The following is a 23,175-nucleotide window of genomic DNA, read 5'->3' as shown; positions in this document are numbered from 1 at the left end:
CGCACGCACGGCGCGGCATTCAGGAGGCACTGACATGGGTCACGGGCACGCACACGGTCCGCACCACCACCATCACCACGGACACGACCACGGGCACGAGGCGACGGCGCCCCTGCCCGCCGCCTTCGACACCTCCGTACCCGACGAGGCGCTGAACCCCGAGCAGAAGTCCCGCCGCACGCTGCTGCGCCGCGCCGGACTGCTCGGTGCCGGCCTCGCCGCCGGCACCGTCCTGTCCACCGGTGCCGGTGCCGCCCCCGCGCACGCCGCCCCGGCCGCCGGCAACGGCCGCCGCGGCAAGGGCTTCCTGTGGCTCGCCGGCGACCACCACATCCACACCCAGTACAGCAGCGACGGCAAGTACCGCGTCGTCGACCAGGTCCGCCAGGGCGCCAAGCACGGCATGGACTGGCTGGTCATCACCGACCACGGCAGCGCCACCCACGCCAAGATCGGCGTCGAGAAGGTCAACCCGGACATCAAGGAGGCCCGCGCCGCCTACGAGGACACCCTCGTCTTCCAGGGCCTGGAGTGGAACATCCCGGCCGCCGAGCACGGCACCGTCTTCGTCCACCCGGGCCGTAACGAGGTCGCCGTCCTCAAGCAGTTCGAGAACGACTACGACGGCAGCGTCAAGGGCGCCTCCGACTCCACGCCCGCCAACGAGGCGCTCGCCGTCGCCGGCCTCAACTTCCTCGCCGAGCAGGTCAGACGGCGCAAGGTCGGCGACGCCCTGATGCTCGCTAACCACCCGGCGCGGCGCGGTGTCGACTCCCCGCACGAGATCCGCGCCTGGCGCGACGCCACCGGCACCAACCCGCAGATCGCCGTCGGCTTCGAGGGCGCCCCCGGCCACCAGGCGGCCGGCCTGCCCAAGCCGCTGGGCATGGGCCGCGCCCGCGGCATCTACGACAACAACCCCAGCGCCAACTCCTTCCCCGGCTACCCGCTGGAGAGCTACCGCACCTGGGGCGGCTTCGACTGGATGACCGCCACCGTCGGCGGCCTGTGGGACAGCCTCCTCGCCGAGGGCCGCCCCTGGTGGATCACCGCCAACTCCGACTCCCACCAGGTCTACGCCGACACCGCCGCCCGCGGCACCGACGGCGACTTCGCCACCGACGGCCGCTACTCCGACCCCGTCTACGCCGGGCAGATCGACCTCACCCAGGGCGACTACTGGCCCGGCCAGTACAGCCGCACCCACGTCGGCGCCGACGGCTTCTCCTACGCCGCCGTCATGGACGGCATCCGCGCCGGCCGCATCTGGGTCGACCACGGCCAGCTCATCAGCGGCCTCGACGTGCGGGTCTCCGGCGGCAGCCGCTGGGCCACGCTCGGCGGCGCCCTGCACGTGAAGAAGGGCACCCGGGTCACGCTGACCGCCGACGTGGCGCTCGCCGGCGGACCCAACTGGGCCGGATTCGTGCCCAGGCTGGCCCGCGTCGACGTCATCCAGGGCGATGTGACCGGCCCCGTCGCCGACAAGGACACCTTCACCGCGCCCACCGCCAAGGTCGTCCGCTCGTACGACGTCGACAAGACGGCCGGCACCGTCCGCGTCACCTTCGACCTCGGCCGCGTCGACCGCCCGCTGTACGTCCGGCTGCGCGGCACCGACGGCAACCGGTCCGCCGTCGGCACGATGGGCGCCGAGGTCGACCCGGCGGGCCCCGCCCTCGACGTCGTCGGCGACGCCGACCCGTGGCGCGACCTGTGGTTCTACAGCAACCCGGTGTGGGTCCTGCCGTCGTGACCCCGTACGCGCTGACCGTGGACGCGGGGACCGGGGACCTGCGCGCGGCCGACCACCTGCTGCGCACGCTCGCGGACGGATTCGACCTGCCCGAGGACACCTTCGGCTGCACCCACCTGGTGCGCGGGAACCGGCCGCGCGTCGTGGTGTCCCTGACCCTGCCCTCGCGGCCGCTCCTGGACACCGTCCGGGAGCGGCTCGCGCACGGGTACGGCACCGTCGCACCGGGACTGCCGGACGCCGTGGGGCGGGCGGTGCTCTACCCGGGGGCGGCGGCACTCACCGGCACCACCACGGTCGCGGAGCTGCTCGCACGCTCCGCGATCGACCGGGTGACCGTCCTCGGCACACCGGAACCGCCGGACCCGGCAACGCGGATGGTGACCCGGGACCACGTGCGGCCGCAGTGGCAGCGGGACGAACTCGTCCTCGCCGCCACTCCGGCCCTCGGCGGCACCCTCGTACCGTTCGAGGCCCCGGACCCCACCCCCTGCTGCGCGGACCACTGACGGGGGGAGCAGGACAGGGACGTCAGTCGCCCGGCACCGAGAACACGAACGAGAACTCCGCGGGCTCGGGCCACAGGAAGTACCGGGGCAGCGGGCCCGGTCCGCAGGACTGGGAGCCGATGCCGTGCTGCCGGTGGTCGAGGTTCACCCACACCGTGTCGCCCGGGGTCAGATCGGTGCGGTGCCGGGCTGCGTCCAGCTGCTCATTGGTCCACGGCCGGGCGGAGAACCAGAACTCGGGCTCGCCCTCGATGCGCAGACCGCCGAGTTCCACCCACCGCACGTCGGCCCGCGCGCCGTTCTCCTGCGGGCGGACGTACGGTGTCTGCAACTCGGCGACGCCCGCCTCCCACCGGCCGAGCAGCGACGCGGCCCGGGTGTCCGGATACGCCTCGCCGCCGCCACCGAACCAGGAGACGGCGTCGGTGGACGCGGCGTCCAGGCCGAACCGGACACCCAGCCGCGGCAGCGGCACCGTCCAGTCGCCCTCCGGCACCACCGACACCGTCAGCCGCAGCCGCTCCCCGTCGGAGGTCCACCGGTACACCGTCCGCAGCCCCGCCTCCCGTCCGGCCGGCGCCACCCGGGTGCGCACCGTCAGCGCCTCGCCGTCCGTCTCCACCGCGTCCAGCCGGTGCCGCATGCGGTGCAGGCCCAGCTCGCGCCAGTGCGGCCCGCACCGGACGTCCGACTGCCAGTGCGCCCCGTGGTCGTTGTCCGTGGGCGCCCGCCACACGTCGAGGCGCAGATCGCGCACCCGCACACCGGCCACGGTGCGCGGCGCGCCGGTACGGGCGTCGAACACGGCCGGGCCCAGCGTCACGGTGTCCCCGTCGACGGCGGGCCGGGCACCGGCCGCGGCGGCCACCGGAGCGCGCCGGACCACCGTGCCCTGGCCCCAGGCCACCGTGTGCCCGCGCCCGGCCCAGGACAGGTCCCCGGCGAGCAGGGCGCGCACCGTCCACTGCACCTCTCCGCCCTCGTCGTCCGGTGCCGGCGGCAGTTTGACCTCCGCCGACTCGCCCGGGCCGAGCGGCGGCACGGTGAGCCGGTGCGTGCCGGCCGGCCGCCCGTCGATCTGGTGGGACGCCTCGAACTCCAGGTGGGACAGGTCGGCGAAGTCGTACCGGTTGGTGACGCGCACGGTGCCGTCCGTGCCGCCGGGCCCGATCCGCACCGGCTCGATCACCTTCCCGTACTCGGTCAGTCCCGGTGAGGGCGTGCGGTCGGGGAACAGCAGCCCGTCGCAGACGAAGTTGCCGTCGTGCAGTTCCTCGCCGAAGTCACCGCCGTAGGCGTAGCCCAGCTCCGGATGCTCGATGCCGTGGTCGATCCACTCCCAGACGAATCCGCCCTGGAGGCGGTCGTACGTCTCGAACAGCTCCTGGTAGTCGGCGAGTCCGCCGGGACCGTTGCCCATGGCGTGCGCGTACTCGCAGAGGATGAGCGGGAGCCGGCGTCGGCGGCGGGTGCCGCCGTCCAGGCCGCGGGCGATCCGCTCGACCTCGGCGTGCGGCGGGTACATCCGCGAGTACACGTCCGTGTCACGGCAGTCGAGGTCGCCCTCGTAGTGCACCGGGCGCGCCGGGTCCCGGTCGTGGATCCAGTCGGCCATCGCGGTCAGGCCGCGTCCGGTGCCCGCCTCGTTGCCGAGCGACCACATCACCACCGACGGGTGGTTCTTGTCGCGTTCGACCATGCGCGCGGCGCGGTCGAGCAGGGCGGGCGTCCAGCGTGCGTCGTCGACGGGGTTGTCCCGCCAGTCCTGCTCGACGAAGCCGTGGGTCTCCAGGTCGCACTCGTCGATCACCCACAGCCCGTACTCGTCGCACAGGTCGAGGAAGGCCGGGTGCGGCGGATAGTGCGAGGTGCGCACCGCGTTGATGTTGTGCCGCTTCATCAGCAGCACGTCCTCGCGCATGGTGTCCAGGTCCAGCGCGCGGCCGTGCCGCGGATGCCACTCGTGCCGGTTGACGCCCTTGAACAGCAGCGGGGTGCCGTTGACCTTGATCAGGCCGTCCTCCAGGGCCACCGTGCGGAAGCCGATCCGCAGCGGCACCCGCTCGCCCGCCGTGGCCAGCACCCCGTCGTACAGGCGGGGCGTCTCCGCCGTCCACGGCGCGACCGGCACCGTCACCGGCTCGCCCGTCGCGGCGTCCACGCCCAGCTCCGGCACGGTCACCCGGCCCGGCACGTCGGAGTCGACGCGCAGGGTGCCCGCGCCGGTGACGTGGTCGTAGGAGGCGTGCACGAAGAAGTCGCCGACGGCGCCCGGCGGGCGGTGCAGCAGTGTCACGTCACGGAAGATGCCGGGCAGCCACCACTGGTCCTGGTCCTCCAGGTACGACCCGGCGGACCACTGGTGCACCCGGACCGCGAGGACGTTCCCGGCCGGTCTCAGCAGGTGTCCGACCGCGAACTCGTGCGGCAGCCGCGAGCCCTTGAAGTCGCCCAGCTCCGTGCCGTTCAGCCAGACCCGGGCACAGGACTCGACACCGTCGAAGCGCAGCACCGCGTCGCCCGCGTCCGGCCAGTCGCCGGGCAGGTCGAAGTGGCGCAGATGGTCACCGGTCGGGTTCTCGGTGGGGACGTACGGCGGGTCGACGGGGAAGGGATACAGGTGGTTGGTGTAGATCGGTGCGCCGTGGCCCTGGAGGACCCAGTGTCCGGGCACCGTCACCTCGGCCCAGTCGCCGGTGTCGTGGCCCGGCCGGGCGAACGCGTCGTCCTCGGCGTCGGCGGTCGCGGACACCCGCAGACGCCAACGGCCGTTCAGGGAGAGGGAGGCGGCGTCGGAGGAGGCGTACCGGGCACGCGGGGGCAGTGTGCCGCGGCCGGGTGCGACGTCCTCGACATGGCCGTCCGCCGGGGTGCGCAATGACATGGTTCTCCTAGCTCGGTCGAGCGGGGACACGCGGGCCGGGGGGAAGAGGCCGCCGGGGCGTGCCACAGCGATGGAGCCCGTCCCACCGCGCCGCCTCCTCCAGTTCCCTCGGGGAACCCCAGGGAGTACTGCCGGAAAAGGGGGCGGGTGAAACCGGAGAAGCGACTCGGAGTCCAGGATTCCGGCCCTTGTCCGACCCGTCGGACAAGGAAACGCCGTAAAACAGGACGAAAGGGGTGTGGTCGGTGTCGGTGGGTGTTCGTGCCGGTGCCGATCGGCCCGCCGTCCCCGGCGTGCCCGCCCGGGACGGTCCGGCGATCGGTCAGTCGACCAGGACCTCCCGGACGAAGGTGTTGGTGAACTTGCCCCGCGGGTCGAGGTCGCGGGCGGCGGTGTGGAAGTCGTGCATCCGCGGGTAGCGGGCGCGCAGCTCGGCCGCCGGTGCGGTGAAGACCTTGCCCCAGTGCGGCCGCGGGTCGAACGGCGCCAGCGCCTCCTCCACCCGCCGCACCACCGGCAGCACCGCCTGCGTGTCCTCGACCCAGGTGAAGTGGACGGCCACCGTGTCCCGGCCGTAGGAAGGGCTGAGCCACTGGTCGTCGGCGGCGACGGTCCGCACCTCGCAGGTCTGCAGCACGGGGGCGACCGTCTCCCGGATGCCGTCCAGAGCGTGCAGCATGGCCACCGCCGACTCCCGCGGCATCAGGTACTCCGACTGCAGCTCCGCGCCGCTGCTCGGCGTGAACTCCGCCCTGAAGTGCGGCAGCCGCTCGTGCCAAGGGCCAGGCACTCCGAACTGCTCGGTGCAGTTCACCGCCGGCATGCCCGGCACCGGGTGCATCTTCTCGGCCGCCGGAGCCGCCCACGGGAAGTCCGGAAGCGGCTGGTCGGTGCGCCGCTTCAGCCACACCTGCCGGAAGCCCGGCGCCCGCCAGTCGGTGAACAGGCTCACGCTGTACGCCGCCGACATGATCGTCTCGAAGCCGGCCTGGTCCAGCCCTGCCAAGGGCATCTCGGTGAACACGTGCTGCTCGACCTCGAACGCCGGCTCCAGGTCCAGGGTGAGCGCGGTCACGACCCCGAGCGCGCCCAGCGAGGTGACCACGGCGCCGAAACGGTTCCCCACCCCTCGGGTGAACCGCCCCGTCGACCCGTCCGCCACCACGATCTCCACCGCGCGCACCGACGACGCCAGCGGCCCGTTGCCGACCCCGGAACCGTGGGTGCCGGTGGCGACCGATCCGGCCACCGAGATGTGCGGCAGCGAAGCCATGTTCGGCAGCGCCAGCCCGTGCCGGTGCACCTCGCGGGCCAGCTCGGCGTAGCGCACACCGCCGCCGACCCGTACCGTCCGGGCCGCCGTGTCCACGTCGATCTCGGCGGGCAGCGCGTCGAGGGAGAGCAGGACGCCGTCCTCGCCGGGCTCGGCGATCTCGTTGAAGGAGTGCCCGCTGCCGAGGACCCGCACCCGCCGGCTCCCGGCGACCAGGTTCAGCAGCGCGTTCACGCTGTGCGGGCGGTGCAGCTCCTTGGCGGTGTACGTGATGTTGCCCGCCCAGTTGGTGACGGTCTCGGTCATCCCTGGTCCCTCCTGACGATCGGGGCCGGAAAAAGCCCCCGCCGGAACCTACCTCGCCGGTGGCGCGCCCCTGCCGGGGGGACCCGGCGCCGCGTACCGCCCGGCGGGGGCATACCGTGAGGAGTCGTACGTCCGAACCGGGAGGAGACACTTCGATGAGCAGCCGTACCGCGCTGGTCGAGGACCTGATGGAGCGGTTCCCGCACGTGCCGCGCGAGGCCGTCTTCAAGGAGGACCTGCTCCGGGGCGGTGTGGCCTTCGACCCGTCCGCGCTCAGCGACAACGAGGGCGGCGAGGTCAAGCCGAAGTCCTACTTCATCTTCTCCTTCGACCACGGCACCCTGCCGGAGCTGGGCGAGGCCGCGCTGCGCCGCCCGCCCGAGGAGATCATCCTCACCGGCGGCCCCTACGACCTGCGCCGCACGGTCGTGTCCGTGCGCGTGAACCCGTCCTCCCCCTACCGCGTCGCCGCCGACGAGGACGGCATGCTCGGCCTCTACCTCGACGGCAGGCGCATCTCGGACGTCGGCGTGCCGCCCATGCCCGAGTACTACCGGCACACCCTCTCCAACGGGAAGTCCGTCATGGAGGTGGCCCCCACCATCCAGTGGGGCTACCTGATCTACCTGACCGTCTTCCGGGTCTGCCAGTACTTCGGCGCCAAGGAGGAGTGCCAGTACTGCGACATCAACCACAACTGGCGCCAGCACAAGGCGGCCGGCCGGCCCTACACCGGCGTCAAGGACGTCGAGGAGGTGCTGGAGGCCCTGGAGATCATCGACCGGTACGACACGGCGAAGGCGTCCACCGCCTACACGCTCACCGGCGGCGCCATCACCAAGACCGTCTCCGGACGCGACGAGGCCGACTTCTACGGCCACTACGCCAAGGCCATCGAGGAGCGCTTCCCCGGCCGCTGGATCGGCAAGGTCGTCGCCCAGGCGCTGCCCAAGGACGACGTGCAGCGCTTCAAGGACTACGGCGTGCAGATCTACCACCCCAACTACGAGGTGTGGGACGAGTACCTGTTCAAGATGTACTGCCCCGGCAAGGAGCGCTACGTCGGCCGTGACGAGTGGCACCGGCGCATCCTCGACTCCGCCGACGTCTTCGGCGCGCGCAACGTCATCCCCAACTTCGTGGCGGGCGTGGAGATGGCCGAGCCGTTCGGCTTCAAGACCGTCGACGAGGCGATCGCGTCGACCACCGAGGGCCTGCGCTTCTTCATGTCGCACGGCATCACGCCCCGCTTCACCACCTGGTGCCCGGAGCCGACCACCCCGCTCGGCAAGGCCAACCCGCAGGGCGCCCCGCTGGAGTACCACATCCGGCTCCTCGAGGCCTACCGGCGGACCATGGACGACTTCGGCCTCTCCTCGCCCCCCGGCTACGGCCCGCCCGGACCCGGCCGCGCCGTGTTCTCCGTCAGCTCCTTCATGGACAGCCTCCCGGCGCAGGAACCGGCGACCGAGACGGTCTGAGGCACCGCACAAGGAGCGGTGGACGGAGAACGGGAGACGAGGACCGGAGAACGGAGAACGGAGAACGGAGAACGGGGAACGGCGAGACGGGTAACGGGGGGCGAGGAACGAGGAAAGCGGAAGGCCGGGACCGAGACGTTCCGGCCTTCCGTGCGTATGGTCCCTGCGAGGGGTCGCGGCGCCGCCACGGAACGTGAGGGCGGCGCTTGTCAGGTGTGTCGGGAGCGTGAAAAACTCGGCCACTGCCGCGAGGTTTCCCTCAACTTCACCGCCGATGTGGCGAGTTGACCTCGCTCGTGGATGCAGGAGACACATGCCCGACCTGCCGAGCCCCCAGGACGTAACCGAGGAGGCGCTGTTCTCCGAGTGCTGGGACGCGGTCCTGTGCTACGCCGATCTGTGCACGGCCGGCTCCTCCGCCGCCGCGGACCTGGCCCGCGAGGCGTTCGCACAGGGCATACGGCGACTGCGCGCGGAGGAGGCGGGCACCGGCCGCCGCTCCTCCCGGCTGCCCCGCATACCCCTGCTGCTCACCGCCGTTCGCGCCACGGCCGCCGCCTGGGAGGACTCCGGACAGGGGCACCGGCTCGACCCCGGACTGCGGCAGTGGCTCCACTCCGACCAGGCCGCCCGCTACACCGCCCCGCCCACGGAACGCCCCGTCGCCCTGCGCGCGCTGCGCGATCTCCAGCCGACCGACGCCGAACTGCTCTGGCTCGCCGAAGTGGAGGCCCTGCCGCTGCCCCTGGTGGCCCGCCGGCTCGGACTCGACCCCGCCACCGCGGCCGGCGAACTCGCCGAGGTGAAGCGCCTGTTCCGGGACCGCTGCCACCGCAACCACCTCGACTCGCCGCTGGACGCCGAGTGCCGCGGCTACGCCGGGCTGCTCGACGCCGTGACCCGCTCGCCCGCCGCCGACACCCCCGACGACCTCTCCCGGCACCTCGCCACCTGCACCCGGTGCGCCGAGACCGCCGCCTGCCTGCGGACGTACGGCGGACAACGGCCCGGGGCGGCGGCCGGCGCGGTGATCGGCTGGGGCGGCCCCGCCTACCTGGAGCGCCGCCGCCGCGCCGCCCGGGCCCGCCTCGCGGCCGGGCCCGGACGGCCCGACACCGACGACCCCGCCGACGGACCCGGCGGCTCGGGCGTCGCCCGGCACGCCCTGCTGCTCGCCGCCGTCCTCGTCTCCCTGCTCGCCCTCGCCGTCACCCTGGTGCCCACCGGTGACACGGCCGGACAGAGCGCCGCACACCCCGGCACCGACCGACGGCCCGTCGCCGACCCCGCCCCGTCCGCACCGCCCGAGCCGTCCCCGTCCTCCGCCCGGCCCACGACCCGCCCGCCCTCCACACGCCCGGCGCCGCCCACACCGCGCTCCCCGTCCACCACGCGGCCCGCACCGCCCGCCCCCTCCCCGGAGCCGTCCGCCGAGCGCACCCCGTACGCCGGCAACTCCGGCCCCGCCCCCCAGGGCACCCCCTCCGCCCGGCCCGAAACCACCGGCCGCGTGGCGACCGCCGCCTGCCGCGTCGCCTACGACCTGGTCAACCAGTGGCCCGACGGCTTCCAGGCCACCGTCACCGTCGTCACCCGCGACCCGCTCGACTCATGGCGCGTCGGCTTCGCCTTCCGCGATGGCCAGCGCATCACCCAGATGTGGGACGCCTCGGTGCACCAGAGCGGCGCCCGCGTCACCGCCGGCGCCACCCACTACAACGGCAGCGTCCCCGCCGGCGGCCGGTTCGCCTTCGGTTTCCTCGCCTCCTGGCGCGGCACCAACTCCCCGCCGTACGACATCACGCTCAACGGGCGGCCCTGCGCCGCGGCCTGACACGGCCGTACGCGTACCGGAAGGACAGGAAGCGCGTCCGAAGCCTGCCGGTTCAGACGTCGAGGGCGTGCCCGGTGGTCGAGTCCACGTGGTCCGGGATCTCGCCATGGCGATCGCCGACGGTCGGTGTCCCGGTGGGTTCGAACATGAGGATCGCGGCGCCGGACGGAGCGTACGGCTTGTGCTCCGTGCCCCGGGGAACGGTGAAGACCGCGCCCCGGGGAAGCACGACGGTGCGTTCGCCGGCGGGCTCGCGCAGCAAGATGCGCAGCTCGCCGTCGAGTACGAGGAAGAACTCGTCGGTGTCGTCGTGGACGTGCCAGACGTGTTCGCCCTCGACCTTGGCGACGCGGACGTCGTAGTCGTTGACGCGCGTGACGATGCGAGGGCTCCACAGGGCGTCGAAGGAGGCCAGAGCCTTGCTGAGGGAGATGGGTTCGCTGCTCATGGGATCATCCTGAGCCGTTTCGCACGGCCGGCGTGAGTGCTAGGAATCGCACATGGCGAAAGAATCCTCGCACGCGGTGCGCGCGGCGGGCCCCCACCGGGTCGTCGTGATCGTGGACGAGAACTCGAACCCCTTCGAACTCGGCTGCGCGACCGAGGTGTTCGGTCTGCGCAGACCCGAGATCGGCCGGGACCTCTACGACTTCAGGCTCTGCTCCCCGGAACCCCGCACCCTGATGCGAGACGGATTCTTCACGCTCACGGGAGTCGCCGCACTGGAAGCAGCCGACGAGGCGGACACCGTGATCGTCCCCAACCGCCCGGACGTCGAGGTGCCCCGCCGTCCTGCCGTGCTCAACGCCGTCCGGCGGGCGCACGCCCGCGGCGCGCGCCTGGTCGGCTTCTGCAGCGGCGCCTTCACCCTGGCCGAGGCCGGAGTCCTCGACGGGCGCCGGGCCACCGCGCACTGGCAGTGGGCGGATTCCTTCCGGGCCCGCTTCCCCTCCGTCCGGCTCGAACCGGACGTGCTGTTCGTGGACGACGGCGACATCCTCACCGCCGCAGGCAGCGCGGCGGCGCTCGACCTCGGGCTGCACCTGGTCCGCCGCGACCACGGCGCGGAGATCGCCAACTCCGTCAGCCGACGACTGGTCTTCGCCGCGCACCGGGACGGTGGGCAGCGGCAGTTCGTAGAACGCCCCATGCCCGACCTGCCGGACGAATCCCTTGCGCCGGTCCTGGCGTGGGCCCAGGAACGGCTGGACGCACCGCTCACCGTCTCCGACCTCGCGGCGCGCGCGGCGGTCAGTCCGGCGACGCTGCACCGCCGCTTCCGGGCCCAACTGGGCACGACGCCTCTGGCATGGCTCACGGGCGAACGCCTCGCCCTGGCCTGCCGGTTGATCGAGCGGGGCGAGTCCCGCTTCGACGTGGTCGCACGACGCAGCGGCCTCGGCACCGCCGCCCATCTGCGCGCGCTGATGCGCCGCGAGACCGGCATCACCCCATCGGCGTACAGGCGCCGGTTCGGGCCGGCGGCGACATGACGGTGGCACGCCGAAACGGCCCCACCGTGAGCCGAGCGTCGGGCGAACGGCTGTACCGCGCGGCTGGCTTCACCCCACAGTGGTGACCATGCCGAACCGAGTAGCCGTCCTCTCCGACATCCACGGAGTCCTGCCGGCCCTGGAGGCCGTGCCCGCCGAACCGGACGTGCGGGCCGCCGACCGTATCGTGCTCACCGGTGACATCACCGCCGGCCCGCAACCGACGCAGGTCCTCGACCTGTTGACCGGCCTCGGCGACCGCGTCGTCTGGATCAGCGGCAACGCCGACCGTGAACTCCTCGAACACCGCCGGGGACAACGCGACACGATTCCCGATCCGATCGCCCCCTGGGCGGCCGCGCAACTGCGCGAGGACCACCTGGACCTGCTCGCCTCGTTGCCGTCGTCGCTCTCGCTGTCCGTGAGCGGCCTGGGAAAGGTGCTGTTCTGCCATGCCACGCCTCGTGACGACGAGGAAGTCGTCCTGGTCGACTCGCGACTCGACCGCTGGAAGGACGTCTTCGACGGACTCGACACCGACGTCCGCACCGTGGTCTGCGGCCACACGCACATGCCGTTCGTCCGCCTGGCCCACGGCCGGCTCGTGATCAACCCGGGCAGCATCGGCATGCCCTACGGACGCACCGGAGCGCACTGGGCCCTGCTGGGGCCGGGCGTCGAACTGCGCACCACGCACTTCGACATCGAGGCTGCGGTCACCCGGCTCACCCGGGACTCCTCCTACCCCGAGATCGCCGAGTGGGCCGACTACTTCCTGCACGCCCGCGCGACCGACGCCGACGCCCTCGCGGCGTTCGCCCCACGGGACGGGCGCGACGACACCCCGTGACACCCGCCGCCGCCCAGGACCACGAGACCGCGAGCAACCGGACACGACGAGCGTCCGGACACGACGAGCGTCCGGACACGAGGAGCGTCCGGACACGAGGAGCAACCGGACACGAGGAGCAACCGGACACGAGAACACACCGACCGCGCGACCACCGGTGCTCACCGATCGCAGACCCGGAAAAGGAGTTGACGGGCGCGGGCGGCACCCGGCTAGTGTGAGCGCAGTTCACGCGGTGGCCGAGCGCCGCCGCACCGGAGCGTCGCCCGCGCGACGCATGTGTGGAGCGAGGAGGTGTCGACCGATGGCTGTCACTGTGACGGGCGCTGCCCGCATCCCGGAATCCATCACGTCCACCTCCGTGGCCACCGGCTGACTCACACCTTCCTTCCGCGTCCGTGCACCGGCACGCGCGGACGCCGGGGCCACCCACCGAAGGGTCACCCCTTGAACTCCGCTTCGCCTTCTTCGTCTTCCTCACGCTCTTCGCGTTTCTCGTCTCCCTCGTCTTCCTCCGGTTCCGTCTCGGCTACCGGTTCCGTCTCGGCCTCCGTCCCGTCCGTCTCCTCCGCGCTCGCCCCTTACGGCTGGGACGACGCCTGGGCGGACGCCTTCGCCCCGTACGCCGCCGAAGGGCTGCTGCCCGGACGGGTCGTCCGGGTCGACCGCGGCCAGTGCGACGTCGTCACCGCCGACGGGACGCTGCGCGCCGACACCGCCTTCGTCACCCCGCACGACCCGCTGCGGGTCGTCTGCACGGGCGACTGGGTCGCCGTCGAACCCGCCGGAAACCCGCGCTACGTCCGCACCTACCTGCCGCGCCGCACCGCGTTCGTGCGCTCCACCTCCTCCAAGCGGTCCGAGGGACAGATCCTCGCCGCCAACGTCGACCACGCCGTCGTCGCCGTCTCCCTCGCCGTCGAACTCGAACTGGCCCGGATCGAACGGTTCCTCGCGCTCGCCTGGGAGTCCGGGGCGCAGCCCGTGGTCGTCCTCACCAAGGCCGACCTCGTGCCGGACGCGGTGACCCGCGCCCACCTCGTCCAGGACGTGGAGACCAGCGCCCCGGGCGTGCCGGTGCTCACCGTCAGCGCGACCGAGGGCGAAGGGCTCGACGTCCTCGCCGCGATCGTCGGCGGCGGCACCACCGTGCTGCTCGGACAGTCCGGCGCGGGCAAGTCCACCCTGGCCAACGCGCTCCTCGGCGAGGACGTCATGGACGTACAGGCCACCCGCGACGTCGACGGCAAGGGCCGGCACACCACGACCACCCGCAACCTGCTGGCCCTGCCCGGCGGCGGAGTCCTCATCGACACGCCGGGCCTGCGCGGCGTCGGCCTGTGGGACGCCGGCAGCGGCGTCGGCCAGGTGTTCGCCGAGATCGAGGAGATCGCCCAGGACTGCCGCTTCCACGACTGCGCCCACGACAGCGAGCCGGGCTGCGCCGTCCGCGACGCCATCGAGACCGGTGACCTGTCCGAACGCCGCCTGGACAGCTACCGCAAACTGCTGCGGGAGAACCAGCGCATCGTCGCCAAGACCGACGCCCGGCTCCGCGCCGAGATCCGCAAGGACTGGAAGCGGAAGGGAGCCATCGGACGGGCGGCGATGGAGGCCAAACGGGGTCGTTGGCAGTAGCACACCTCGCTGTCCGATTTCCGCCAGCGGGGCAGGCCCCGGTGGCGGAGACTGGACGGTGTGACGGACACGGACAGCAGGTACGAGGCGGTGCGCAGCCGGGACGCCCGGTTCGACGGAGTGTTCTTCTTCGCCGTCGAGACGACCGGCATCTACTGCCGTCCCAGTTGCCCGGCGGTCACGCCGAAGCGGCACAACGTGCGCTTCTTCGCGACCGCCGCCGCCGCGCAGGGCTCGGGATTCCGGGCCTGCCGGCGGTGCCGCCCGGACGCCGTGCCCGGCTCCGCCGAGTGGAACGTACGCGCCGACGTCGTGGGCCGGGCCATGCGGATGATCGCCGACGGCGTCGTCGACCGCGAGGGCGTCGCCGGACTCGCCGCACGCCTCGGCTACAGCACCCGCCAGGTGCAACGCCAGCTCACCGGCGAGCTCGGCGCCGGACCCGTCGCGCTCGCCCGCGCCCAGCGGGCGCACGCCGCCCGCGTGCTCCTGCAGACCACCGGGCTGCCCGTCACGCAGATCGCGTTCGCCGCCGGATTCGCCAGCGTGCGCCAGTTCAACGACACCATGCGCGCCGTCTACGCAGCCACACCCAGCGAACTGCGCGCCGCCGCCCCACGCTCCGGCCGCACCGCCCGCCGCACACCCCCCCACCGCCGGCATCCCCCTGCGGCTCGCCCACCGCGGCCCCTACCGGCCGGGACCCGTCTTCGACCTGCTGGCACACGAGGCCGTCCCGGGCGTCGAGGACGTGAGCGGCCCGCCCGGCGCCCGCACCTACCGGCGCACCCTGCGCCTGCCGTACGGCACCGGCATCGCCGCCGTCGACGAACGCACCGGCACCGCCCGCACCACGACCGGCGCCCACCCCGGAGGCTGGCTCGACGCCCGCGTCCACCTCACCGACCCCCGCGACCTGACCACCGCCGTGCAGCGGCTGCGGCGGCTGTTCGACCTGGACGCCGACCCGTACGCCGTCGACGAACGGCTCGGCGCCGACCCCCGGCTCGCCCCGCTGGTCGCCGCCCGGCCCGGGCTGCGCTCGCCGCCGACCCCGACGAACTGGCGGTGCGCGCGCTGGCCGGCCGCGACGAGGCCGCACGGCTGGTCCAGCGGTACGGCAAGCGGCTCGACGCCCCCTGCGGCAGCCTCACCCACCTCTTCCCCGAACCCGGCGTCCTCGCCGAGGCCGAACCCGACAGCACCCTGGGCGCGCTCGCCGCCGCCCTCGCCGACGGCACCGTACGCCTCGGGCCCGGCGCCGACCGCGACGAGGCCCGCGAGGCCCTGGCCGCCGTCCCCGGCCTGGACGAGCGGACGATCGCCGTGATCCGCACCCGGGCCCTCGGCGACCCCGACGTGGCCCCGCCCGGCCCGGACGTCCCCGACAGCTGGCGCCCCTGGCGCTCGTACGCCCTGAACCACCTGCGTGCCGCAGGGGAGTTGGAGTACCGATGACCATGCCGACAACCGGCATCACCTACTGGACGAGCGTCGACAGCCCCGTCGGGCCGCTGCTGCTCACCGCCGCCCCGACCGGCGAGCTGACCTCGCTCTCCGTGCCCGGACAGAAGGGCGGGCGGACCGTGGGGGACGACTGGCGGCGCGACCCCGGGCCGTTCCGCGAGGCCGAACGGCAGCTCGCCGCCTACTTCGCCGGCGAGCTCAAGGAGTTCCGGCTGGACCTGCGGGCCGTCGGCACGCCGTTCCGGGAGAAGGTGTGGGCCGCGCTCGACGACGTTCCCTACGGGGCGACCGTCTCCTACGGCGGGATCGCCACCCGCATCGGCGCGCCCCGCGCGGCCGTACGGGCCGTCGGCGGCGCGATCGGCGCGAACCCGCTGCTCATCGTCCGCCCCTGCCACCGGGTGATCGGCTCCGACGGGTCGCTCACCGGGTACGCGGGCGGACTGGAGCGCAAGGTGCGGCTGCTCACCCACGAGGGCGTGCTGCGGCCCTGACCGCCGCCCGCCCGGCGGACCGTCCGGTCAGCCCCAGATCACCGCGCCCAGCCAGGCCGCCGCGATCAGCTGGCAGGTGAACAGCTCCGTCAGCACGCTGGAGCCGCCCGAACGCATCACGGTGCGCAGCGCGGCCAGGGCCTCCCGGCGGCGGCCGAGCCGCAGCCGCTCACGGAGGTACACACCGGCGAGGAAACCGGGCACGGCGCCCACCACGGGCAGCAGGACGAAGCCGAGAAACGAACCCCAGCCGGCGTACGCCAGCAGCCGCCCGTCCGGGCCGCCCGATCGCAGCCGGCGCGGCGGCAGCGCCCAGCGCACCACCTGGGACAGGAACAGCACGACGGTGGCCCCGACCAGCACCCACCACGCGACGGGCCGCGGATCCTTCAGCGCCCACCACAGGACCGCGGCCCACACCAGCCACGACCCCGGCACTCCGGGCAGCAGCACTCCGCACAGGCCGAGCAGGAGCACCAGTCCGACCAGCAGGAGGTCCCACGCTCCCATCTGTCCAGAGTGCCGGAGCCGCGGGGACCGCGCAGTACGGACGGCAGCGGCCCGCCCATCCGCGCCGCGAGTCCCGCCTCCGGTCCTCGCACAGCCGTCCCGCCGTTCACCCGGCGGGCCGCCCGGCGCGCCGTGCCGGGCGGCCATTTTCCCGATGCCCCGTTTCCGACCGGCCCCCGCGGTGGACAATTGTCGGCATGAGTCAGCAGGGGGGAAGGCCCACCGGCCCCGAGGACGACTGGTGGGGTCAGCTCTACGACGACACCACCGGCGACACCGGCCCGGCACCGGCGGCCGATTCCCTGGACGACCGTTTCGCCTCGGCCTCCGGCGCACTGCGCGACCCCGGGCCCCCGGACCCCGGGCCGGACACCCCGGCCACCGGGCGGGAAGACCGGGTCACCGGCCCGGACATCCCCGCGCCCCGCCCGGACGCCCGGCCCGGCGGCTCGGCGCCCGCCGCCCGCCCGGGCGGTCCGCCCCCGGCCACACCGCCCCCACGGCCCGCCACCGCGCCCCGCGCCCCCTGGGAACCGCCCTCCGCCGCACCACCGGGCCCCGTCACCTTCCCACCGAGCGCCGCCCGCCCACCCGCGCCACCGCCCACCGGCCCCGCGGACCGTGGCGCCTCGTCGGCCCAGTCGGATCCGCCGCCACCGCCCACCGCCTTCGGTGACTGGACCCCCGTCCCGGAGGGTCCCTTCCTCACGGACGCGCCGACTCCCCGGATCGCCGCCGGTCCCCGCTCCTCCCGGATCGACGTGCCTCCGGGCCCTCCGCCCGTCCGCGCCCACGTGGGTTCCCGGCCACCGACCTACGACGCCGAGCCGACCGCGCTGCCGGCCGCCGACCCCGACGACATGGGCGATCCGGTGCCGGACACGGTCCTGGACGGGGCCCGGTACGGGACGTGCACGCTGCGGGCCGCCTCCGTGCGCGGCGACTCCGCGCGCTACCGCGGCGAACCGCGCCGTGACGCGCTGCTGACCGCCCGGTTCGGGACGGGCGAGCGGGCGCTGATCCTGGTGGCCCTCGCCACCGGCGTCCGTACCGCCCCCGGCGCGCACCGCGCCGCCGCCGAGGCCTGCCGCTGGATCGGCCGGGCGGTGGGCCGCAGCCACGCCCGGCTCGTCGACGACATCAGGGCCGCCCGGCGCGGCGACCTCAAGTCCGGCCTGCACCGCCTCACCGACCGCAGCCTCGGCCGGCTCCGCGCCGCCGCGGCCGAGCAGGGCCTCGACCCCGACACGTACGCGGCCACCCTGCGCTGCCTGCTGCTGCCCGCCGACCCCGAATGCCGCACCCGCGTCTTCTTCGGCGTCGGTCCCGGCGGACTGTTCCGGCTGCGGGACGGCGAGTGGCAGGACATCGAGCCGGAGGTCACCGAGGCCGGGTGCGAGCCCGTGGCCGGTTTCGGCTCGCCGCCCCACGACATCCCGGGCGGCGACCGTCTCACCATGGACCTGAACATCCCCACACCTCCGAGCCCGTACGAGCCCTCGCCCGGCCCGCCCCGCGAACCGTTCCGCTTCCGCGCCTCCGTAGCCCGCCCGGGTGACACCCTGCTGATGTGCGGCACCGGCCTCGCCGACCCGCTGCGCGGCGAGGAGGAACTCCGCGCCCACCTCGCCGACCGGTGGTCGCGCCCCGAACCGCCCGGTCTCGCGGCGTTCCTCGCCGACACCCAGGTGCGCGTCAAGGGCTACGCGGACGACCGCACGGCCGTCGCCGTCTGGGAGGCGTGAGCCCGCCCGGTGTGAATTCATGGACCGGAAGCGGCCTTCACCGACACCGAAGGGGCAGACGGAACGCCATGGCCAAACAGAACGTCGCGGAACAGTTCGTCGACATCCTCACCCGCGCGGGAGTCAAGCGTCTCTACGGCGTCGTCGGCGACAGCCTCAACCCCGTCGTCGATGCCGTGCGCCGCCACTCCGCCATCGACTGGATCCACGTCCGGCACGAGGAGACCGCCGCCTTCGCGGCCGGCGCCGAGGCGCAGATCACCGGCCGGCTGGCCGCCTGCGCCGGCTCCTGCGGGCCCGGCAACCTCCACCTCATCAACGGCCTGTACGACGCCCACCGGTCCATGGCGCCGGTGCTCGCCCTCGCCTCGCACATCCCGTCCAGCGAGATCGGCCTCGGCTACTTCCAGGAGACCCATCCCGACCGGCTGTTCGGCGAGTGCAGCCACTACAGCGAGATGATCTCCAGCCCGCAGCAGATGCCCCGGCTGCTGCAGACCGCCATCCAGCACGCGGTCGGCCGCTCCGGCGTCAGCGTCGTCACCCTCCCCGGCGACATCGCCGACCACGCCGCCCCCGAGAAGCCCGTCGAGACCGCCCTCGTCACCACCCGGCCCACCGTCCGGCCCGGCGACGCCGAGATCGACCGCCTCGTCGACCTGATCGACGGCGCCGAGAAGGTCACCCTCTTCTGCGGCAGCGGCACCAAGGGCGCGCACGCGGAGGTCATGGAGTTCGCCCAGAAGATCAAGTCCCCGGTCGGCCACGCCCTGCGCGGCAAGGAATGGATCCAGTACGACAATCCCTACGACGTCGGCATGAGCGGACTGCTCGGCTACGGCGCCGCCTACGAGGCCACCCACGAGTGCGACCTGCTGATCCTGCTCGGCACCGACTTCCCGTACAACGCGTTCCTCCCCGACGACGTGACGATCGTGCAGGTCGACGTGCGGCCCGAGAACCTCGGCCGGCGCTCCAAACTGGACCTGGCGGTCTGGGGCGACGTGAAGGAGACCCTGCGCTGCCTCACGCCCCGCGTCCGCACCAAGGACAACCGCAAGTTCCTCGACCGGATGCTGAAGAAGCACGCGGACGCGCTGGAGGGGGTGGTGAAGGCGTACACCCGGAAGGTGGACAAGCACGTGCCGATCCACCCCGAGTACGTGGCGGCCGTACTGGACGAAATGGCCGACGACGACGCCGTGTTCACCGTCGACACCGGCATGTGCAACGTCTGGGCGGCCCGCTACCTCACGCCCAACGGACGCCGCCGGGTGATCGGTTCGTTCTCCCACGGCTCGATGGCCAACGCGCTGCCCATGGCGATCGGCGCGCAGTTCACCGACCACGGCCGGCAGGTCGTGTCGATGTCCGGCGACGGCGGATTCTCCATGCTGATGGGGGACTTCCTCACCCTGGTCCAGTACGACCTGCCGGTGAAGGTGGTCCTGTTCAACAACTCGTCGCTGAGCATGGTCGAGCTGGAGATGCTGGTCGCCGGGCTGCCCTCGCACGGCACCACCAACAAGAACCCCGACTTCGCCGCCGTCGCCCGCGCGTGCGGCGCCCACGGGGTGCGGGTGGAGAAGCCGAAGGAGCTCGCCGGCGCGCTGAAGTCCGCGTTCAAGCACAAAGGGCCGGCGCTCGTCGACGTCGTCACCGACCCCAACGCGCTGTCCATCCCGCCGAAGATCCGCGCCGACATGGTGACCGGTTTCGCCCTGTCCGCGTCCAAGATGGTGCTGGACGGCGGGGTGGGCCGGATGCTGCAGATGGCCCGGTCCAACCTGCGCAACGTGCCCCGGCCGTAGCGCCGTTCACGTCGTCCGGGGCCGCCAGCCGCGCGCCGAGGTGTCGTACTCGTAGTGGGGCAGGCCCTCGATGCCGCTGGTGCGGAAGGGAACACCGTGGTCGTCGACGCGGACCGTGCCGGTGCGGCCCTGCGAGGACCAGTCCAGCTCCAGGTACCAGCGGCAGTCGCAGCCCCGCGTCCGGGCGGTGACCAGCAGCACCTCCGGATCGGTCGCGGAGACCCGGTAGGGCATGCGCACCGCCGGGATCGGCGTGCCGCCGTCGTTGCCGGGGACCGCGCGGGCGATGGGCCGGTCCTTGTCCAGGTCCACGTCGAAGTACCGGGGGCTGAGCACCCCGCCGCAGCCCTGGTCCATGGCGTACGCGGTGCCCGGGGCGGGAGCGCTCCGGCCGGCGACGCGGACGCGCAGCGCCGTCAGGACGACGGCCGTGTCGGACGTGCCCTGCACCGACAGCTCCACCATCGTCTCGCCGCCGTGCACCGCCGACTGCGTCGCCGCCCAGGTGCCCGCGTCCTGCGGGGCCGGGGGCGGCGGGACCTGCGCGGGCGGCTTGGCGATGACGTAGTCGTGGCCGCAGCCGTACGCCCACACCTGGGAGTTGACGGACCAGGTGAGCGGCGGTGCGCCGGTGGCCGCGGACCGGCGTGCGGCGGGCGGGGAGGACGCGCGGCGGGAAGCGGTGGCGTGGGGGTGGCGGCTGTCCGTCGGTCGCGCGGAGGGGGAGGCGGAGCCGGACGGGGCGGGCGCGGAGGTGGCGTGGCGCGGGATCGCGGGGGCGGTGACCGCGGTGGCGGGCGGCGGAGCGGCGGTGGGCTGCCGCTCGCCGGAGTTCCGCCCGCCGTCCGGCAGCGCGGCCAGCCCGCCCGCCGTGGCGAGCAGCGCACAGGCGGCGGCCAGGGCGGCACCGACCCGCCTGCGCCGCCGGTACCCGGGCCCGCGCACCGCCGCCGCCGAGGACCCGCCGGCCACGGCCTCCCCGGCCCGCACCGGCGCCGGGGCGCCGACCGGCACTTCGGTCGGCTCCTCGAACGGCACTTCGGTCGGTTCCTCGACCGGTTCCTCGCTCGGCTCCTCGAACGGTTCCTCGACCGGCTCTTCGGACGGCTCTTCCGTGGCCGCCGCGCGCCGGTCGGCCGGGGCGGGGGCGGAGGTGGTGGACGCGGACGCCTGAGCGGTGGCCGGGGCGGGGTCCGAGGTGGTGGGTTCCTGCGTGGCGGGCGGGGCAGGGGCGGAGGTGGTGGAGTCCGGTGCAGTGGACGTGGTGTCCGTGTCGCGCGGGCGCCGGCGCGCCGCCACCGCGCGCAGCCAGCGGCGATGCAACTCCAGGCGCTCCTGGCCGGACGCGCCGCACAGGGCGGCGAACCGCTCGACCGGCGCGAAGTCGACCGGGACCGCCTCCCCGGCGCAGTAGCGGTGCAGCGTCGAGGTGTTCATGCCCAGGCGGCGGGCCAGCGAGCCGTAGCTGCGGTCCGTGCGCTCCTTGAACTCCCGCAGCAGCGCCGCGAACTCGTCCACCTCGTGCTGTGCCGCCACCGTCACCCCGCACTCGTCACCGTACGACCGGTCCGCGCCCGGGACGGCCATCCCAGGCACCTCATGTACCTGCACGTCAGACGGGCTGGGATGGTTCCATGCCGGCGAATGCCCCGGTGCCGCTTGCGGCCGTTCCCCGGGACGTCCGATGCTCTTGGCACGGCCCCGACGGCCGCGGGACGGACGCACCCGTCTCATGACGCGGCGTTTCGCCGTTCCACCACGCACACCCCACGGGGGACACCCATGCCCATGCGCACCCGGGCCGCAGCCTTCGCCGCCCTCACCGTCGCCGCGCTCGCCGCCGCGACCGCCTTCACCGCGCCGGCCGGCGCCGCGCCGAGGAACGCGGCCGAGCCCGCGTTCCTGGACGCCTCCGAACTGCCGCCGCACCCGTCGTCCGCCTGGACCGCGGGCCCGGTCAGCGACGGCTTCCCGGCCGAACTCGCCCACTGCCTGGGCGAGGGCGTGCCCGCCTACGACTACCGGCACCGCGTCTTCCGCACCGAGCTGGACACGGGCGCCGTCCAGGTCACCGTCGTCACCGGCTCCCCGGCCAAGGGCGAGGCGCTGGCCGCCCGGCTGAACGAGGAGATCCGCAGCTGCGCCGACCGGATCGAGGAGTCCGACCCGGAGATCCGGGCCGAGGGCCGCTCCTACGGCTCGCTGCCCGTCGAGGAGGGCGCGCAGGTGCACGGCCTGCACACCACGACGTCCTGGGGTGCGACGGACATCCACCTGCTGTCGGTGGGCCGTGACGGCAGGACGGTCACCGCCGTCGGCTGGGGACAGATGGGCGACTTCGACGACGCCCCGGTCGCCGCCTTCCGGCAGACCACGACCACGGCCGTCGACAAGCTCCACTGAGACCGCGCGGCCGGCTGGGAACCGGGGGCGTCCTCCCGCCACGGGGGTCGGGAGGACGCCCCCGCACCTGCGTGGCCGGTGCACTTCGGCCAACAACGGCCCGCCGGCGGTCGGACATGACTGCCGCGCCGGTGACGGGGCAAAGATTCCCGTGTAGGTGTTCGAGTACCTGGGGGATCGGCATCGGCACGCGGGGCGGGGGCCATGAAGAGTCAGGTGTCGGCGGCACAGCTGAGGCGCAGACTGGGGCGGGCGGACCTGCGGGCGGTGCCCGAGTCCCGGCGGGCGCTGCGGGAACTGCTCAGGCACTGGGGGACGCCGGAACAGTCGGCGGTCGCGGAACTGCTCACGAGCGAGCTCGTCACCAACGCGCTCGTCCACACCGACCACGAGGCGGTCCTCACGGCGACCGTCGGACCACGCCGACTACGGGTGGAGGTACGGGACTTCGCGGCCCGCGAGCCGCGGCCGCGGATGCCGTGCACCGACGACGGCACGCACGGCAGGGGCCTGGTGCTGGTGGAGTCGCTCGCCGACGGGTGGGGCGTCAGGAAGCACGGGGTGGGCAAGTCCGTCTGGTTCGAACTCGGGGCGGACGCCGCCGCCTGAACCCCGACACCCCGCGACCGCTGTCCGGCCCGGCACGCGCACCACGGGACGGTACGCGGCCCGGTACACGAAACGGGACGGGGTGCGGTCCGTCGGACCGCACCCCGTCCCG

The 23,175-nt window shown here is 73.8% G+C and carries 17 protein-coding genes and 1 pseudogene; 13 read left to right on the top strand and 5 right to left on the bottom strand.

Annotated features, from left to right (window positions below; all coding sequences use genetic code 11):
* Positions 1-34: 34 nt before the first annotated feature.
* A complete protein-coding gene (locus FGW31_RS06035) occupies positions 35-1,756 on the top strand; it encodes a PHP domain-containing protein (RefSeq protein ID WP_142192281.1) in 1,722 nt (573 codons plus the stop codon).
* Entirely contained in the window at positions 1,738-2,265 is a 528-nt protein-coding gene (locus FGW31_RS06030) for a hypothetical protein (RefSeq protein WP_233288528.1), read from the top strand. The genes FGW31_RS06035 and FGW31_RS06030 overlap by 19 nt, the downstream gene beginning before the upstream one ends.
* 22 nt (positions 2,266-2,287) lie before the next feature.
* Here FGW31_RS06030 and FGW31_RS06025 read toward each other — a convergent pair whose 3' ends face one another.
* Together FGW31_RS06025 and FGW31_RS06020 are read right to left on the bottom strand one after the other, a co-directional pair.
* Positions 2,288-5,149, bottom strand: coding sequence for a glycoside hydrolase family 2 TIM barrel-domain containing protein (locus tag FGW31_RS06025; RefSeq protein ID WP_142192280.1), 2,862 nt, complete (start codon positions 5,147-5,149; stop codon positions 2,288-2,290).
* A gap of 322 nt (positions 5,150-5,471) precedes the next feature.
* Positions 5,472-6,728: a D-arabinono-1,4-lactone oxidase gene (locus FGW31_RS06020; RefSeq protein WP_142192279.1), complete on the bottom strand. Its 1,257-nt coding sequence runs from the start codon at positions 6,726-6,728 to the stop codon at positions 5,472-5,474.
* A gap of 155 nt (positions 6,729-6,883) precedes the next feature.
* On the opposite strand from FGW31_RS06020, the gene FGW31_RS06015 reads away from it, so the two are divergent.
* Both FGW31_RS06015 and FGW31_RS06010 read left to right on the top strand, forming a co-directional pair.
* Entirely contained in the window at positions 6,884-8,209 is a 1,326-nt protein-coding gene (locus tag FGW31_RS06015) for a radical SAM protein (RefSeq protein WP_182674483.1), read from the top strand.
* Between the two features lie 313 nt (positions 8,210-8,522).
* Positions 8,523-10,043, top strand: coding sequence for a cellulose-binding domain-containing protein (locus FGW31_RS06010; protein WP_142192277.1), 1,521 nt, complete (start codon positions 8,523-8,525; stop codon positions 10,041-10,043).
* Positions 10,044-10,095: 52 nt separating this feature from the next.
* Here FGW31_RS06010 and FGW31_RS06005 read toward each other — a convergent pair whose 3' ends face one another.
* On the bottom strand, positions 10,096-10,491 hold the full coding sequence (locus tag FGW31_RS06005) for a cupin domain-containing protein (protein ID WP_142192276.1): 396 nt from the start codon (positions 10,489-10,491) through the stop codon (positions 10,096-10,098).
* A gap of 52 nt (positions 10,492-10,543) precedes the next feature.
* Here FGW31_RS06005 and FGW31_RS06000 point away from each other — a divergent pair, with 52 nt between their 5' ends.
* From FGW31_RS06000 to FGW31_RS05980, 5 genes and pseudogenes are all read left to right on the top strand, one after another.
* On the top strand, positions 10,544-11,536 hold the full coding sequence (locus FGW31_RS06000; RefSeq protein ID WP_142192275.1) for a GlxA family transcriptional regulator: 993 nt from the start codon (positions 10,544-10,546) through the stop codon (positions 11,534-11,536).
* 88 nt (positions 11,537-11,624) lie between these two features.
* The gene (locus FGW31_RS05995; protein WP_142192274.1) at positions 11,625-12,386 is read left to right on the top strand and encodes a metallophosphoesterase family protein; all 762 of its coding nucleotides are present in this window, start codon (positions 11,625-11,627) and stop codon (positions 12,384-12,386) included.
* Between the two features lie 447 nt (positions 12,387-12,833).
* On the top strand, positions 12,834-14,024 hold the full coding sequence (gene rsgA / locus FGW31_RS05990; protein ID WP_142192273.1) for a ribosome small subunit-dependent GTPase A: 1,191 nt from the start codon (positions 12,834-12,836) through the stop codon (positions 14,022-14,024).
* A gap of 60 nt (positions 14,025-14,084) precedes the next feature.
* Positions 14,085-15,482 (top strand): annotated as a pseudogene (locus FGW31_RS05985) (DNA-3-methyladenine glycosylase 2 family protein).
* Positions 15,479-15,985 (top strand): methylated-DNA--[protein]-cysteine S-methyltransferase, encoded by a 507-nt coding sequence (locus tag FGW31_RS05980; RefSeq protein WP_308432319.1) that lies wholly within the window; start codon positions 15,479-15,481, stop codon positions 15,983-15,985. Before FGW31_RS05985 ends, FGW31_RS05980 begins: the two are co-directional and overlap by 4 nt.
* A gap of 27 nt (positions 15,986-16,012) precedes the next feature.
* Here FGW31_RS05980 and FGW31_RS05975 read toward each other — a convergent pair whose 3' ends face one another.
* Positions 16,013-16,495: a DUF456 domain-containing protein gene (locus FGW31_RS05975; RefSeq protein ID WP_142192272.1), complete on the bottom strand. Its 483-nt coding sequence runs from the start codon at positions 16,493-16,495 to the stop codon at positions 16,013-16,015.
* Positions 16,496-16,692: 197 nt separating this feature from the next.
* Between FGW31_RS05975 and FGW31_RS05970 the strand changes: the two genes are divergently transcribed.
* Positions 16,693-18,240, top strand: a complete 1,548-nt coding sequence (locus tag FGW31_RS05970; protein WP_142192271.1) for a protein phosphatase 2C domain-containing protein — start codon at positions 16,693-16,695, stop codon at positions 18,238-18,240.
* A gap of 68 nt (positions 18,241-18,308) precedes the next feature.
* A complete protein-coding gene (locus FGW31_RS05965; protein WP_142192270.1) occupies positions 18,309-20,051 on the top strand; it encodes a pyruvate dehydrogenase in 1,743 nt (580 codons plus the stop codon).
* Positions 20,052-20,057: 6 nt separating this feature from the next.
* Here FGW31_RS05965 and FGW31_RS05960 read toward each other — a convergent pair whose 3' ends face one another.
* The gene (locus tag FGW31_RS05960) at positions 20,058-21,638 is read right to left on the bottom strand and encodes a transcriptional regulator (protein WP_142192269.1); all 1,581 of its coding nucleotides are present in this window, start codon (positions 21,636-21,638) and stop codon (positions 20,058-20,060) included.
* A gap of 195 nt (positions 21,639-21,833) precedes the next feature.
* Between FGW31_RS05960 and FGW31_RS05955 the strand changes: the two genes are divergently transcribed.
* A complete protein-coding gene (locus FGW31_RS05955) occupies positions 21,834-22,454 on the top strand; it encodes a hypothetical protein (protein ID WP_142192268.1) in 621 nt (206 codons plus the stop codon).
* Positions 22,455-22,658: 204 nt separating this feature from the next.
* Complete coding sequence (locus FGW31_RS05950; protein ID WP_142192267.1) at positions 22,659-23,063, top strand: ATP-binding protein; 405 nt, start codon at positions 22,659-22,661, stop codon at positions 23,061-23,063.
* Positions 23,064-23,175: the final 112 nt, after the last annotated feature.

This window comes from Streptomyces calvus (genome assembly GCF_006782915.1).
Lineage (GTDB): Bacteria > Actinomycetota > Actinomycetes > Streptomycetales > Streptomycetaceae > Streptomyces > Streptomyces calvus.
Note: the sequence above shows the minus strand (reverse complement) of the source record. Positions and strands in the feature narration are given on the sequence as shown.

What these genes read in the sequence shown, in the direction of transcription:
- FGW31_RS06035 (WP_142192281.1), top strand. Translation starts at nt 35, where the DNA reads ATGGGTCACGGGCACGCACACGGTCCGCACCACCACCATCACCACGGA.
- FGW31_RS06025 (WP_142192280.1), bottom strand. Translation starts at nt 5,149, where the DNA reads ATGTCATTGCGCACCCCGGCGGACGGCCATGTCGAGGACGTCGCACCC.
- FGW31_RS06020 (WP_142192279.1), bottom strand. Translation starts at nt 6,728, where the DNA reads ATGACCGAGACCGTCACCAACTGGGCGGGCAACATCACGTACACCGCC.
- FGW31_RS06015 (WP_182674483.1), top strand. Translation starts at nt 6,884, where the DNA reads ATGAGCAGCCGTACCGCGCTGGTCGAGGACCTGATGGAGCGGTTCCCG.
- FGW31_RS06010 (WP_142192277.1), top strand. Translation starts at nt 8,523, where the DNA reads ATGCCCGACCTGCCGAGCCCCCAGGACGTAACCGAGGAGGCGCTGTTC.
- FGW31_RS06005 (WP_142192276.1), bottom strand. Translation starts at nt 10,491, where the DNA reads ATGAGCAGCGAACCCATCTCCCTCAGCAAGGCTCTGGCCTCCTTCGAC.
- FGW31_RS06000 (WP_142192275.1), top strand. Translation starts at nt 10,544, where the DNA reads ATGGCGAAAGAATCCTCGCACGCGGTGCGCGCGGCGGGCCCCCACCGG.
- FGW31_RS05995 (WP_142192274.1), top strand. Translation starts at nt 11,625, where the DNA reads ATGCCGAACCGAGTAGCCGTCCTCTCCGACATCCACGGAGTCCTGCCG.
- FGW31_RS05980 (WP_308432319.1), top strand. Translation starts at nt 15,479, where the DNA reads ATGACCATGCCGACAACCGGCATCACCTACTGGACGAGCGTCGACAGC.
- FGW31_RS05975 (WP_142192272.1), bottom strand. Translation starts at nt 16,495, where the DNA reads ATGGGAGCGTGGGACCTCCTGCTGGTCGGACTGGTGCTCCTGCTCGGC.
- FGW31_RS05970 (WP_142192271.1), top strand. Translation starts at nt 16,693, where the DNA reads ATGAGTCAGCAGGGGGGAAGGCCCACCGGCCCCGAGGACGACTGGTGG.
- FGW31_RS05965 (WP_142192270.1), top strand. Translation starts at nt 18,309, where the DNA reads ATGGCCAAACAGAACGTCGCGGAACAGTTCGTCGACATCCTCACCCGC.
- FGW31_RS05960 (WP_142192269.1), bottom strand. Translation starts at nt 21,638, where the DNA reads ATGGCCGTCCCGGGCGCGGACCGGTCGTACGGTGACGAGTGCGGGGTG.
- FGW31_RS05955 (WP_142192268.1), top strand. Translation starts at nt 21,834, where the DNA reads ATGCCCATGCGCACCCGGGCCGCAGCCTTCGCCGCCCTCACCGTCGCC.
- FGW31_RS05950 (WP_142192267.1), top strand. Translation starts at nt 22,659, where the DNA reads ATGAAGAGTCAGGTGTCGGCGGCACAGCTGAGGCGCAGACTGGGGCGG.